The organism is Stenotrophomonas sp. As-7 (genome assembly GCF_030291015.1).
In the GTDB taxonomy this organism is placed as follows: Bacteria; Pseudomonadota; Gammaproteobacteria; order Xanthomonadales; family Xanthomonadaceae; genus Stenotrophomonas; species Stenotrophomonas lactitubi.
In genome coordinates, this window is record NZ_CP127405.1 from 2,662,146 (window position 1) to 2,677,524 (window position 15,379).

3 protein-coding genes are annotated in these 15,379 nt (G+C 68.4%); all 3 read right to left on the reverse strand.

The window, feature by feature from the left end; translation table 11 throughout:
• Window positions 1–165 precede the first annotated feature (165 nt).
• Complete coding sequence (locus QP457_RS12240) at window positions 166–12,552, reverse strand: filamentous haemagglutinin family protein (protein ID WP_205404300.1); 12,387 nt, start codon at window positions 12,550–12,552, stop codon at window positions 166–168.
• 201 nt (window positions 12,553–12,753) lie between these two features.
• Window positions 12,754–13,947 carry a substrate-binding domain-containing protein gene (locus QP457_RS12245; protein WP_205404301.1) on the reverse strand — a complete coding sequence of 398 codons (1,194 nt, stop codon included), beginning with the start codon at window positions 13,945–13,947 and terminating at the stop codon, window positions 12,754–12,756.
• 227 nt (window positions 13,948–14,174) lie between these two features.
• Entirely contained in the window at window positions 14,175–15,374 is a 1,200-nt protein-coding gene (gene gspF, locus QP457_RS12250) for a type II secretion system inner membrane protein GspF (protein ID WP_205404302.1), read from the reverse strand.
• Between the last annotated feature and the right edge of the window lie 5 nt (window positions 15,375–15,379).

Below are 15,379 nucleotides of genomic sequence, written 5' to 3' on the forward strand. Positions count from 1 at the left end.
CGACGCCGTGTCGGTGGTCCTCACCGCTGATGGCTGCTCCCTGCCCTCCGTGCCGTCCTGGCTGGGGCCGCCACCGCTCCCTGGCAGCTGGCCCGATCCTGTGTTCTGCGCGTGGTGGGTGCGGGCCTTGGTCCGCACCGTTCCTCATCCACGCATGGCGTGGATCTACTGGGTCGGCTGCTTGCCTGCGTCTGCCCGGGCCTGCGGGAACTGGAAGGCGCTGTTGACGTCGTAGCCCGTGGCGGCGGCCGTGTTTCCGCGTGCGGGCGGGTCGATGCTGCTGCTGGCACTGCCGAAGCCGAGAATCTGCACGCTGATCACCGACGGCTGGTTGCGCCGCGCATCGTCCTGGCTCTTGCGCATCACATCCTGTGCGGCCTGGCTGGCGCTGTTGGCCGCAGCGCTGGCCGACGCCAGCGCGTTGACGTTCACCGAGGCCAGTACCGGCAGGCCCTTGCTGTCGCCCTGCACCTGGATGTTGGCGGCGTTGAGCACCTGCAGTGCCGCCAGGTTGATGTTGCCCGACACGCGGATACCTGCCTCGCCCGCGTCGATGGTGCCCAGCGGCGCGATCAGGTCGACATCACCCGGCGCCACTTCGGCGATCGGGTTCAACGTTGCGATGCCTGCACCGCTGGCGGGGGCCTGCGGCGACAGGATCACGTTGCCCCAGGTGTCGTAGACGCGACGCGGCGGGGTGTACAGCAGCGTGGTCTGCGAACCGCGGCCGGCATTGATGTCGCCCTGCTCGGACCACGCCAGGATGTCGCCACCAAAGGTGGTCATCACCCGCGACAGGCCCAGCAGCACGCTGTCCTGGCTGAACAACCGGATGTCGCCCTGCCCCTGGGTGACCAGGCCCGCGCTGGCCGGAGGCACCACGCCCTGCACACCCACCACGATCTGCCCGCCCGGTGCCATCAGCTCGATGTTGCCGCCCGCTTCGGTGCGCACGCCGGAACCGCCGTACATCACGATATCGCCAGTACGGTTGATGGTTGTGCCATTGGCATCCTTGTCCGGCATCAGCGTGGCGATCGCTTCGCGCCCGCGCAGGTAGGAACCGAACCGCGGCCCTTCTGCATTGGTGTACTCACGACCACCTTCGCGCAGTTCAGCGTAGTAGACCTGGCGCAGGAAGATGCGCTGCTGCTCCTTCGGCAATGCATCGAACAACGCCAGCGCCTCGGCACCGTCGGCAGCCCTGCCGAAGCGCTGCTGCAGCCACTGCTTCAGTTCCTTGTCGTAGATCTTCACCGCCTTGCCCGGCTGCGAGGCCAGCGACTGTGCCGGGTCGGCCAGGTTGGCCGGGTCGAGATAGCGCGCACGCAGCGCGACGAAGTCGATCTGCTGGTTGCCGGCGGTCAGGCCGACACTCGCCCCGGGGCGGGTATCGCCCTGCACGATACCGCCCAGCGTCACGATGCTGCCCACGTCCTCCTGCCGCAGCTGACGACCTGCACTGACCTCCAGATTGCCGGGACCGGCCACCACGGCATCCAGGTGCACGATGTCGCGCCCTGCCTCCACCACCGAAATATCGGTGGCCGTACTGTTCAGGGCGGTCAGCGAAACACCCAGGATGTCGCGCCCGGCGCGCATCTGCACCGCACCGGCCGCCTCGAACAGAGCAAACTGCGTGCGCTGGCTGCCGGAGCGATCCAAGGTACGCTGCGCGCCCGATTGCAGGCCGATGATGTCCCCGCCCACGGCATAGAAGCGGCTGGGCGATAGCGCACCCGGCAGATTCGACAACGGTGTATTGGGACCGAACGCGAACAGCGGCAATGCCGCCTCCGGCGTCGCCGAATGGCCATCCACCGACAGGTTGTGGTGCGGCCGCGTAAGGCTGCCGCTGCCATCGCCCACCTGGGCCATGAAGGCCGGATCGAACGGCCCCGGCACGCGTGTATCCGCGGCCGAACGTGCGATCTGGGTAGCACCCGGCTGGGCGAAGATGCCGCCGCCGGCCAGTACATCCAGGCGGCCGCTGGCCGAGGGTGCCAGCAGCAGTACGTCCTGGGTGTTGTCCTGCATGCTCAGGCGGTCGAAGGTGATGTTGCCCTGCGCGGCAACCGCGCTGAACCGCGAAGGATAGAGCCAGTACTGCAGCAGATCGCGCCCGCCGGCCTGCAGCTGCACCTGCTCAGGCGCGAGGTTGCTGCCGCTGAGATTCAGGGGTCCGGACACACCCGTCGAAAGATCGCCTCCGGCACTGAACAGGTCCACGGCGGTGGATGCGGTCCACAGCGAGAACCAGGTGGTGCCTGCGGCGCGGCTGCCGTTGTCCTGGGTCACACCGCTGTAGTTGGCCACCGCTACCCGGCCGGCATCGCCAACACCGCCCAGCACCACATCCCCGCGCGCCTGCAGCGATGCCGTGGCATCGCCCAGCACCAGCACCGGACCGCCCATCGCGCGTGCACTGTCGGCGGCGAACAGGTCGGCCGCACGCTGGCGGCCGAGCGTGCCGTAGTTCTCCAGCGTCACGCCCATGCCACCGATGCGGCCGGCCTCCAGCAGCAGGCTGCCCCGCAGGTTGCTGAAGGTGCCGTTGAGGTCAAGGTCCTGCGCGGCCCTGGCCGTGTTGAGGCTGGAGAACGTGGCGGTCAATTGCGGATTCAGCACACCGCCGGTGCGCAGGCGCAGATCGCCGCCGCCGGTCAGGTGCAGCTGGCCATCGCTGACCCGGCCGGTCGAGCCGACTGCGGCAACGATCGCACCCGAGTGCGGCGCGGTCATGAACCCCAAGGCATCGCCCATCGCCTCGCGCACACCGGCGTTGCGGCCGGCATCGAGCGTGAGATTGCCGCCACCGAGCGTACCGAAACCGGTGAAACCGACCATCCGCGGTGTGCTGTCTGCGGTGGCCGAGACGTTGGTGTAGGTACCGAAGTTGACCCACCAGCTGGTCGGCACCGGCGTCACCCCGGTGGTGCTGCCGGTACCCTGCCGCCAGAGCCAGTTGCCCACGGCGGCACTGCCATGCAGGGCCATGTCGCGGTCGCTGCTGCCCGATTCGGCGCGCGCGGTCCACACATCGCCGACGATGTCCCGCCCGGCCTCCACGCGCAGGTTGCCACCATGGTCCGGATACCACGCCTGGTAGCCCGCCAGTGCAGCGTCGTAGCTGCCGGGCACCACGTCCTTGCCGAGCAGGGCGCTGTTCCAGGGCGCCGGCGCACGCGGCGAATTGAAGGCCGCATCACGCCCGTTGCCAAGCGAGGTGGGTGTGCCGGCGGTGTAGACGCCGAATCCGGATTTCATCACCACGTCGCCGGCCGCCAGCAGTTCCAGGTCGCCCTTGCCGGTGCGCAGCACGCTCCACGCGGGTGTGCCGGGGCGCTGGCCATAGGTGGTCACCTCGGTCTGCGTGCCTCCGCCGAAGCAGTAGGTGGGCGCCGAGCCGCAGAACTCGTCTTCGGTCATGCCGAAGATCGCCGCGAAGTCCTTGGCCGATGTGCCGACGTAGGATTCATCGCCCCAGAAATCCAGCGAACCCTGTGCGGCCACCTGGCGCGGTGCGGGGCCGCAGTAGCCGTCTGCCAGCGCACAGAACTCCTCTTCGGTGTAGCCGAAGATATCGGCCAGTTCGGCGATCGGTCGACCGGCATAGGAGGTATCGCCCATCCAGTCCAGCGAGGCCTGCTCGGTCAGCACGCGGTCGCCCACGAAAATGATCTCGGTCTTCACCGTGCCCACCGATCCCTGATGGGTATCGGCCAGCACCACGCTGCCGTCACTGCCCCAGCGACGCGTGCGCGGATCGGCGGCGTCGCTGTCCGCGCCGGCCACGGCGGTCAGGTCCCACGACGTCGTGCCTTCCGCCAGCATCGGCGCCAGCGCCCAGTTGCGACCCTGGTTGCCATTGGCATCGGCAGGTCGCAGCTTCACCGGTGCATCGCCGGCCAGCTCCACCTTGGTCATGGAGGGAATGTATGCGCCTGGTTTCAGGTCTACCGCGCGTGCCAGGCGCAACGCGATCGGCAGCACGGCACCGGCGGGCCACTCCTGTGCGGCCATCTGCACGCTGCTGCGAAGCCGGAAGCCGCCGCCCAGGCGCGCGCCTGCTTCCAGCTGCAACGGCTGGTCAAGCAGGGTGCCGGCGGCGAAGGTCTGCCCATCACGGGTGGTAACCGCCGCACCGAGCACGGTGCCGGCAGGCAGTCGCAGACTGTCGGCCAGTGTCATCGCTGCGGGCAGCACGGTACCGGCGGGCAGCACGGCCGATTCCACCGGCACCGCATAGTTCAGCGTGGTGCCCGCCGGGAATTCGGTACCCGGCTGCAGCTGCACGCCATCCACCGGCACCACCAGGCCGCCACCGAACGGTGTGTTGGCGCCGCCGCTGCTGCGACCCTCGATCAGTTCCCAGCCGGCTTCATCCGGGTTGGCGGGCGGTGGCGCGAAGCCATCGTTGATGCTGCCATGGATGTTGATGTTGCCTTCGGCCCGAAGCACCAGCGAGGCCGATTCGCCAAACCCGCGCCGCGCCGCGTCGAGACGGTCGGCGTCGGGACCGTAGCGATAACCGGACAGGTCGATGTCACCGGAAACTGTCAGGTCGCCGCCGGGGTTGTCCGCACTACGGCGCGCCACCACCTGCACACCCGGACGCAGGCGGTGGCTGCCCAGCGCTGCGGTGCGCTGTTGCAGATCGGCATTGGCCAGCGCCCCGTCCATCCACGTGCGGTTGTCCGGATCGACGATCTGGTCCAGCCACTGCTGGGTGACCACCTGCGGCCGGTTGCCGTGTACATCCACGCTGGAGGCCAGCGGAGCATCGTCATAGCGGCGCACGCCGTTGACCTGGATGTCGGCCGCACCGGTGATGCGCATACCGTTGGCAACGGCAATGGCCGCATCATCAGTACCGATCCGCGGCACGTCGATCTTCAGCGTGCCTCGCGCAGCGCCGTCGTTCTGCCCGGCCTGGCTGCCCACGGCGACGCCGCTGCCGGAACGCAGGTCGATGGCGGCGCCGGCGCCGATGCTGACCTGGCCTGCGGCGCTGCCCAGTTCGACCGTCGCCCGGTTGGGGCTGTCGATGATCTTGCCGTAGCTGTCCACGCGCAGGCCACTGCCATGCGCGTCGAGCGTGCCGTTCACCTGCAGCGCGTCGCGGGCGTACAGGCGGATGCTGCCGACCTGCTCGCCGCTGGCGTCGATGCGCCCGGCCACGGTCAGGCTGCCCTTGTCCACGCTGATGTCGACCCGTCGCGCCTTCACCTCGTCGCCGATCTGCAGATCCCCCTCGCCGATCTGGAAGGTGCGCGCGCCGGTCACGCCGCTGCTGTTCAGCCGCTGGTTCAACCCTGCGAAATCCTGCAGCTGGCGTGCACGCACCACCAGTTCGGCCGCGTCGTAGGGCACCACGGTGCCACCGGCGTCGTAGCGGCCGCTGGCCGCGCCGTCCACACGCCCGGCCAGATCCGCGCGACCGGCCAGGGCATTGACCGTCAATCGCCCACCGCGGTTGTTGCGCGCCGACACATCGATGCGCGAGGCGGTATCGGTGGTCACCTCGCCCCTGTCGCTGGACAGCAGCACATCACCGCCCCAGCTGTACTTGTCCACGTCGAACAGGCTGACCTTGCGACCCGCCAGATCCAGCGCAGCATGCGCACCCACGCCGATGCCCTGGCGCGCACTGGCCGACAGGCGGCCGGAGGCCAGGGCGATCGTGCTGTCCAGCAGGATGCGATCAGCGTCGATGCTGAGCTCACTGCCCAGCGCATCACCGCCAGCCCTGCCGTTGCCCCCGTGCAGGGCGAAACTGCCGCCGATGCGCAGGGCGAGCTGCGCGCCCGGGTCTGCGGTCAGCAGGGGCGTGCTGATGGCCACGCTGCCACCGCTGTACTGCCAGCCCTTGTCGGCCAGGTACTCGCCGCGCTGCTGGTACGCATCCAGCGTTCCCTTCGCCGAGAACACCATCTGTTCCGAAGCCCCGAGGTTCAACGCGCTGAAGCCAAGTACCTGACGGTTGGCCGCGACCTCGGAGCTGGGCCTGCTGTACGGCGCACGCCCCAGCGTCAGGGTGCGCGTGACGATATCCAGCTGGCCATCGCCCAGGCGATCCACCATCGGCTCTGCCGGCGGCACGGCCGCGTTGCTGCCCGTGGCCTGCGTGGCCGCCAGCGCACCATCCCACACCAGCGTATCCACCAGGATGCGCGCACGGTCGCTGGCGTTGCCATAGCCGTGGATCGCCTGCGCGCCCAGCACCAGGGTGCGCAGGCTGCCAACGCCGGTGGCGCTGTCGCGCGCATCCAGGTCGACGCTGCCGAACACATTCACCGAATCGCGCGCCACCAGGCTCAGCGTGTCCAGCGCGGGTGCGCCGGTAGCCGCGTTGCCACGCAGCAGCTGCTGCAGCACCGTCTGGTTCATGGTCATGCCGGCGGGCAGTGCACCCGCTGCCGCCGCCTGTGCGATGGCTTCGGCGCTGCCGAGGTTCAATGCAGCCATGCTGACGCCCAGCTGGCGCGTGCCGTAGCTGGCCGAATCGCGCAGTTGCAGGGTGCCATCGGTGGCGACAGCGATGCTGCCGTCGGACACCAGCCGCGCTTGTCCCTCGCACGCGTCCTGGCAGCCGCCGATATCGATCGCCACCGGGCCGGCGGCAACGCCGGTGGTGCCGGTGATCAGGTTCAGGCGCTGGTTGGACACCGCCAGCAGGCCGCCCGTGACCTGGTAAGGCAGCGTGTCGACGGCGTCGCCACCGGCACGTGCGTACGGCAAGGTGTTCACGGTCGCCCCGGCTTCGACCAGAATGCCGGCGCCACCGGCGGCTGCCGCCACCAGGATTTCCGGTGCCTGCAACGTGGCCCCGGAACGGATCGCCACGCTGCGGGCCTGGCCGGTCACCGTCACCTGCGACGCCACCTGGTTGATCTGACCACCGATCACCATGCGCGCCGGCTGGAATGCATTGAGGGCCTGGTCGGTAAAGGTCACGCCTCGGTCGCGCGTTTGCGCAACGCCATCGGCAGCGATGACCTCCAGCGTGCCGATGGCCGGATTGGCCATCGAAGCCACCAGGGTGCCGCCCCGCCCCTTGTCGTTGGCCGCGGCAAACCGCGCGGTACCGGCGAAGTCGATTGCCGCCGCGCCCTGGCGTCCGGCGCCCTCACCCAGCGCCAGGGTCAGGCCCAGCGCATCGATGGTCTGCCAGCCGCGCGATTCGCCGCGGCGGTCGGCCGTTGCCTGCACGAAGGCGTTGTAGCTGGTTTCGTTGTAACCCGAATGCCGCCGCACCACCGCCGCCGGTGTCAGCAGCACGTCGGTCAGCAGCGGCGATTGCACAGCGCCCAGACCGCCACGCTGGTGGCCGGACACGCGCCAGGTGCCGGTGCCGGTCGGCAGCGGCTGGGAAACGCCGGACGCACCGGTCGCGCCAAGCTCGACACGGAACGCACCGGGCTGCAGCGCGAAGTTGGCCGGCAGCAGCGTGTAGGTGCCCGCCGGCAACCCGGGAACACCCGCCGGCACGGTGATCTGCTGACCGATACCGGGCGCGGCGAAGCCATCGGTGCTGGTGGGCGCGAACGCGCCCGTATAGCCGGGCACGATGGCATACACCGGGTTGCCCGAGGCACTGAACGCGTAGCGGGGGTTGGCATCGGCCAACGCGGTACGCAGCACGTCCACCGAACCACCCCGACCGGAGATGAATGCTGCGCCGGTCAGGTCGCCGCCACCGGACATGTCCAGCAGCGCGCCCGGGCTCACGTTCACCTGGTTGGCTTTGAGGGTGACGCCCATCGAGGTGATGCCACCGGCGGTCAAGGAATCCACGCTGCGGCTGCCGATGCGCCAGTTGACCCCATCGGCGGTACCGCCATAGGGCAGCGCCAGGCCGGCACCGCTGGTGGAGGTGATGCTGCCGGGCAGCAGTTCCACCCGGCCGCCGGCCGTACCGCCCATGGCCAGACCACCCAGCTGCAGGGTTCCCATCGGCGCCCACACCGCACCACCCTGCTGCACGGTAGCGGCCACCAGTCGCAGCGAGCCGAACGCCGATGCAGGGACACCCGCTGCCGTACCGTTACCCTGGATGCGCAGCACCGCATCCGGGTTCGCCCAGTAGTCGACGGTGTCCACGGTCTGCGCCGATGCACCCGCCACCACCCGGCCCACCGCCCCGGACGTCGGATAGAGGCGCGCCGCGGTCAGGTCGATCGAGCCCGGTGCCAGCAGCGAACTGACCGCCGCGTTGCTGGCGATGCTGGAAAGAAGGCGCACATCACTGCGGCTGTTCAACGAGAGATGGTCGAAGCTGGGCAGCCAGGTGACATCGCGAAGATCGATGAGATCGCCATTGACCGCCAGCGCATGATCGCCCGCAGTCGCTGATACCGCACCCTGGGTGAACTGCAGGCTCTCGCCCGACAACTGCTTCCAGCGCGCCTGCGCCAGACGCACATACGGTGCCGACAGCGAGATCGCGCTGGGCGCGCTTGCGCTTGCGCCTGCGGCCACGCCCAGACTGGACTGCCCCTGCCCGTAGATGCGCAGGGACTCGGCCATACGCAGGTCGACATTGCCGAGCGTGCGGAGGTCGCCGAAGACCGAGAGATTGTCGAATCCGCCGGCCTGGATCTGCTGCACCGACAGTGTGGCATGCCCATAGTCCAGCCGCGCTGGCAACGACGTCTCGGCCGCGGTCTGCTGGCTGAGCGTGATCGCCCGTTCGCGCAGCACCTCCTCGGTTGCTCCGCGTGCATGCACGCTGCCGCCAAAGGCGAGGCCCAGCGTGCCACCGCGCGCCCCACTGCCACCGGCCGCCGCATCCATCGCCCCTTGCAGGTACAGCGCATTGGCCGAACGCAGCACTATCTGGCCGCCGTCGCTGTCGACCCGGGTACGACCCTGTCCATCAATATCCAGCTCGGCCGAGGCACCGCGCGCGTCAAGGCGTGCACCGCGTTCGACTACGACGAAGGCTTCCGGCGGCCGGTTGTCGATGAAGGCCGACGTCTCCCAGTCGAGCGCGCCACCGATCTCGATGCGCCCGCCCGTCCGTACCTGTCCGCGCAGGCGGCCAGCAGCATCGACCACCGAAACCGAATCGGCGCTGGCGTCCAGTACCGCCCGGTCACCGATCCGCCAGGTACGCTCGGTGCGCTGGCCGGCGTACAGCGCCGTGTCCGGGCGCACATCGTCGATGCTGATGCGGCCGCCGCGTGCCTGCAGCGTCCCCTCCACGTCGATGTTGCCCGCGCCCAGCAGCGAGATCGCCTGGCCTGGATCGACGGCGATACGCGCGTCGCGTCCCACGCGCAGGTCGCCGCCCACGCTATTGCGGTCCGAACGCAGGGTGATGCTGGCGCCGCTGCGCTGGCGGATGCGCCCGTTCTGCGGATCAGCCGCGTACAACGGCGCCGACCATGCCTGCAGCGCACTCGTCCGATCCTGCGCCGTGCGCGCGTCTTCGGCCAGGCGCAGACCCGGCGTCTGCACGACCAGCTCGGTGCCGTCGGCGATATCCAGGCCCTGATGGGCATTGATGTCGTACTGCGTGAAGCCACTGCCGAACAGCGCCGCGTCCAGCTGCAGTGCGCTCGCTTCCTGCAGGGCTGTGCCGACCACAACCTTGCCGCCGGTGCCCAGCGCGAACGTGCCACCGCCCTCGCCACGGCCGCTGAAATAGCTGCTTTCGCCCAATCGCACGCGACCACTGCCATCTGTCGCCACCTCGGCAGTGTTGGCCTGCAGGTTTACGCTGCCGCCCTTGCCGATGCGGCCCTTGCCCTGCATGTCCAGCGCAGCACCGGCGTCGACATCGACAGCGACCTGGCGGCCCACCGTCACGTCATGGCTGCTCTGCAGGCGCAGGCTGCCACCCTCGGTCCACGCCACGCCGCTGTCCAGCCCGATGCCAAGCGCCGCATTGCTCCAGCCACCGGCCAGATCAATCCGGGTACCGTCGGCAATGGCAACGTCGGCGCGGCCGTTGCGCAGCAGCGCCGTCGGCCGGCCCAGCACATCCAGCAGATTGCCCGCCTGCAGCCGGCCACCCACGATGTGGATGTCACCGGCCAGGTTGACGGTGCTGCCGATCAGGTTGAGTGCGCCGCCAGCCTGCAGCGTCAGCGGCGCATCGACGGAGGCGCGGCCGGCGGTAGCCAGGTCGATGGCACCCCACTGCTGCGCGTTGAGCAGCCCGGCATCAAGCCACACGGTGTCGCGCCGCTCGCTGCCGATCGGCGACTGCAGCGTCAGGCCGGGGATCGCTGTACCGCCCTGCACGCGCACATCTGTATCGAACGCGCCATTGCGGCCCAGGCCGTCATAGCGCCCCAGATACAGCCCGGCGTTCCGCGCCACCGCCGTCTGCGCCTGCGCATAGCCTTCCAACGCAGCATCGGGCCGTCGCCCCTGCTGCGCGCCCTGGAAGGTGGTGGTCTCCACCTGGCCGTCCAGCACTGCGGTCGGCGCGGACACTACAAGGCGCCCGGCATCGCGGCCGACGGTGTAGCCGTTGTCAGTCCGCTGCGCAGCGAAAACGATGGGGTTGCGGAACGCCTCGGTGACACCCCAGCGCTCCTGCTTTACCTCGTAGCCCTTGTACAGACCATCGAACAGCATCTCCGCCGGCGCGTCGTCCAGCCGGTATACCTGCCCGTCGACGCCGCGCAACCAGCTCTGCTGTATCGCCCCGCTCTGCACGTCCAGGCTGCCGCCCGCCAGATTGATCCGCGAGCCTGCGCCGGTGACCACCTCGCTGCCGCCCAGCAGCACCGTGCCGCCCTGCGCCGCCCATTCGCTGATCGAGTGGCCCTGGTTGTCCAGATAGCCGCCCACTTCCAGCAATCCGCCGGCGGCATACCAGCGATCGCCCTCGTAGCCGCCAGTGCCGGCCGGCACGTGGATCAGCTGCCGACGGTCGATCCAGACTTCGCTGCTGGTCAGCTTGCCGCTGTCGCGGTTGTCGGGCGAATCGCGCAGTTCATTGCCCTGCACCTTGACCTGTACATTGTTGCTTTCCATCGCCACCTTTACACCCACCGCGCCGGAGACATCCACACGCGCGGCGTTGTCCAGCTGGCTGCGGCGACCGGCATCGGCAATCACCTGGCCGCCGGTGGCCACCGTCAGCGAGTTGCCCTGGAAATGGATGTCGCCCCCGGAAACGATCTCCACCCGCGACTGATCGCGTCGATCGCTGTGCAGGGACAGATTGTCGAAGGTCGTCGTCCGCGACGCTGCACGAAGTGCATCCTGTTCGGCCGACTCCTTCAGCAGTGCATCGCGCTGGGTATCCAGTGCGCTGGCCTTGCCATCGTCTTCGATCAGCACCGCCGTGGTCGAGCCTTCGGCCAGGGTGACCTTGGCCCGGGTGTCACTGGCCGAGGCCAGCAGGTGCACGGTGCCGCGTTGGCCCAGCGTGGTGCTGGCCACGGCCACACCGGCCTGCTCGACGCTGCGCCCGGCCAGGGTGATGTCGCCCTCGCGGGCCAGCAGCAGGCCGGTATTGCGGACGCTGCCGGCGCTACTGTCGGTGAGCAGGCGCGGCGCGATCTCGTTGCCGCGTGTGGTCGAAGCGGTATTGGCCGCCGTACCCACGCCGCGGCGGATCACGAAGCTGTCGCCGGCCGCCAGCTGGGCCTGGCCCTTGCGCGTCTCGATCTGGCCCGCGTTCTCCACACTGTGGCCTGCCAGCAGCACATAGCCGCCGCCACGCGTTGCGCTGGTGGGTTCATGCGTGGTGATGCGCGCGCCCCGTTCAACCATGACCTTGCCCACGGCATCGGTGAGGGCCGAGGTGTTCGCGTCGGCACTGTACAGGCCGTTGTCACGGAACTGCGCGTCGCTGATGCGTGCTGCAGCAGCAACAAGGTTGCGGACGTTGACCTGGCTGTTGTTGCCGAACACCACGCCGCTGCGATTGGCCACGAACACCGTGCCGTTGGCCTTCAGCTGGCCAAGGATCTGGCTGGGCCGCGCGTCCGGATCATTCACCCGGTTCAGCACCGCCCAGTCGGGGTTCTGCAGGAAGTTGAGGGTGGTGTTGCCACCGATGTTGAAGGATTCCCAATTCAGGATCGCCTGGTCAGCAGTCTGCTCGATGCTGACCTGTATGCGGCCATCGCTGCCCTGCGACTGGATCGCCTCGCGCGCATTCACCCAGCCGCGCGTCAGGGGGTTCTCATCGACCTTCAGTCCATCCTTGCCCAACCCATCGGCCACCACGAAGCCTGCCTCGCGACGCGACTGCCGGGCCTGTTCCTGCATGCGTCGCTGCAGAGCGATCGCCTGCGCCGCGGTACCAAGGTTGTCGATCGACTGCTGCAGCTTCTGCCGCGCGGCGTCCTGCTGCTGCGCGGGCAACTGGAACTGGATGGGCACGCCATTGGGCATGCGCCCGCTCTGTGCGGCCGCACCCTGCGCCGCGCCGCGGTCGGCGAACCAGCCCGGACTGAACGCCTGTTGCGCATGGCTGGCGGGGGCAGCCAGGGTTCCCAACGCCACCGCGATGGCCCAGGCCATCGGGTGGTTGCGGCGCATCGGCGCAGCCGAATGAACAGCGGACGTGTGCGGGAGCGACATCGGAACCTCATCAACCTGGTGGGCCGCAGCTGCGGCAGCGATCGGGAGGCACGCGCAACGCATGCCCTGCCACTGATAGACGGTTCACGTGACATGAAGCCGACAGCAATGCACTGCACTGGCCCGCACCGCCGCCGGAAAAGGAGACGCCGGCCCAAAGGGCCGGCGTTGGGTAACACAGATTTCAACTACCGGACGCGATTACAGCGGACGGCCGATGCCGGCGCAGGTGCTCGGGTTGTTCAGGCCAGCGGCGTTGCCGGCGAGCACGAAGCGGTTGCGGATCGCGTCGCGCCACACCTTGGTCAGCGGGATGAAACCGTGGTCGGTGATCGCCTTGGCATGGGCCACCAGCGCCGGGGTGGCGGTGTAGTCAGTGGCGTAGTGGCGCATCAGGAAGCCACGCAGGCTGTTGGCGACGGTCGAATCCTTGTAGCACTGGCCGATGATCAGGTTGGTGTAGCCGGCGATCGGATAGCCAGCCGACGGATTGCCGAACACCGGCACCCAGTTGGCCGGATTTTCGGCAGCAGTGCCGGTCGGCGGAGCGACGGTTTCCAGGGTGGCCTGCACGCTCACCTGGTCCGGCGAGAAGCCCTTGACCTTGGCAACCTTGGTGGCATCGGTCAGGCTCGGGATCACGTCCGGACCCACATAGCCGATGCGGCCGGCCTGCGCGTACACGGCGTTGTACAGCGAGTTGCCGCCGGCGGCCGGCGCGGCCACCAGGAAGGCCGGCAGGTTGTTGTTGGCATCACGCTTGTACAGATCGGCGAAGGTCGACTTGATGGCGAACTTGCCATCGACCAGGTTCGAGGTGGCGGCCAATTCCGGCGCACAGGCGGCGGTCAGGAAGCGGGTGAACATTTCGCTGGTGCCGCTGCTTTCCGGACGGTAGACCACCTGAATCGGGCCACTGCGGTTGGCATCGATGGTCGACCAGTCAGTGATCGCACCGGAGAACACGCCACAGATCTGTGCCACGCTCAGGTCAACCGCCGAACCGGCCTTGTTGAACGGAATGGTCACCGAGGTAGCCACCGACGGCACCTGGATCAGGTTGCCATAGCGATTGGCATTGCTGGCCTGGTTGTAGGTGGCGGTGTAGGTGCTCAGTTCGGTCGAGCTCAGCACCGAATCGCTGCCGGCGAAATGCACGGTGCCAGTGGTCGAGAACAGCGCCGAGTTGTTTTCCAGGAAGGCCTTCTTGCCAGTGCCCGAACCGGTCACGGCGTAGCTGAAGTTGGCCGGCAGGATGCTGTCGGCCTGGCCCTTGTAGAGGTCGGCCGGCAGCGAAGCGCCGCCGCCGGTGACGGCGGTCTGGGCCGAAGCGGCGCCAGCAGTGGCGAGCAGCGCGGTAGCAACCAGCGCGGCCAGGGTCTTGTACTTGTTCATGATCTTCTCCTGAAGGGTTTACTGCGAAGGTGAAACACCAAGGGAGGAACGGTCACTACACGCCTGCTGCCGCCGAGGGCCTCCCAGCCCACTCTGCGGCGACAGGGACATGCTGGTCGTCGCCGATGACAGGCCGCTTAAGAAACCTGTGGAAGATCGAGAAAAGGTGTGGAGGATTGTGTGGAGAAACCGGGCATCAGTAGATCCACGCCATGCGTGGATGCACGTCATTGCACCAGCTGGTTCATTTCCATGATCGGCATCAGCACGGCCAGCACGATGGTCAGCACCACGCCCCCCATCACCAGGATCATCGTGGGCTCCAGCAATGCAGTGAGTGCCATCGCGCGGCGTTCGATCTCGCGCGAGATGGTCTGTGCAGCGCGGTCGAGCAACGGGGCCAATGAACCGGTCTTCTCGCCACTGGCCACCAGATGCACCAGGATCGGCGGATACACTTTCTGCACCTTCAGCGCAGCGCCAAGCGAAGTACCTTCGCGCACGCGCGCGGCCACATCATCGGCACAGCGCGCCAGCAGCGCGTTGCCCAGTGTCTGTCGTGCGGCGTCCAGTGCGCGCAGCAGCGGCACGCCGGCATCCAGCAGGATCGCCAGTGTCGATGCAAAGCGAGCGCTGTTCACGCCCAGCACGAATCGCCCCACCATCGGTAAGCGCAACAACAGGCTGTCCCAGCGCAGGCGAAGATCCGGCCGCCGCAGTGCCAGCCGCCAGCCGACCACGAGTGCGCCGATGCCTATCCCCGTCCATACGCCCCACGCGCGTACGAAAGCACTGGCCGCCAGCATCACCTGGGTCAGCATCGGCAGCGTCTGCCGTGCCTGCACGAACGCCGTCACCACTTGGGGCACCACGTAGCTGAGCAGGAAGATCACGATCGCCACCGACACCAGGCTGATCGCCGCCGGATAGATGAACGCCGTCAGCACCTTCGCCTGCAGCGCGTTGCGCTCTTCGATGTAGTCGGCCAGACGTTCCATCACCCGCGCCAGATCGCCGGAATCCTCGCCGGCCCCCACCAGGGCACGATAGATCCCAGGGAAATCGCGCGGCCGCGCCGCCAGCGCCACGGTCAACCGCTGGCCAGCGCGCACATCGGCACGCACTGCGGTGAGCGCCTGCGCAACGTGCGGACGTTCGGCCTGTTCGATCACCGCACTCAATGCGCTTTCCAGCGGCAGGCTGGCGGCCAGCAGGCTGGCCAGTTGCCGCGTGGCCCAGGCCAGTTCGCTGGCCGACAGTCTGCGCGTGCCCCAGCCACTGCCGGCATTGCGTGCGGCTGATACCTGTACCGGTGTCAGCCCGCGCCCGCGCAGTTGCTGGCGCACGCCGCGCGCGTTGTCGGCGTCCAGCTGTCCCTTCTCTATGCGCCCCTGTGCGTTGGCGGCCTGGTAATCGAACAGTGCCATGCGCG

Coding starts and splice junctions, on each gene's coding strand:
- gspF (WP_205404302.1), bottom strand. CDS start 15,374: ATGGCACTGTTCGATTACCAGGCCGCCAACGCACAGGGGCGCATAGAG.
- QP457_RS12245 (WP_205404301.1), bottom strand. CDS start 13,947: ATGAACAAGTACAAGACCCTGGCCGCGCTGGTTGCTACCGCGCTGCTC.
- QP457_RS12240 (WP_205404300.1), bottom strand. CDS start 12,552: ATGTCGCTCCCGCACACGTCCGCTGTTCATTCGGCTGCGCCGATGCGC.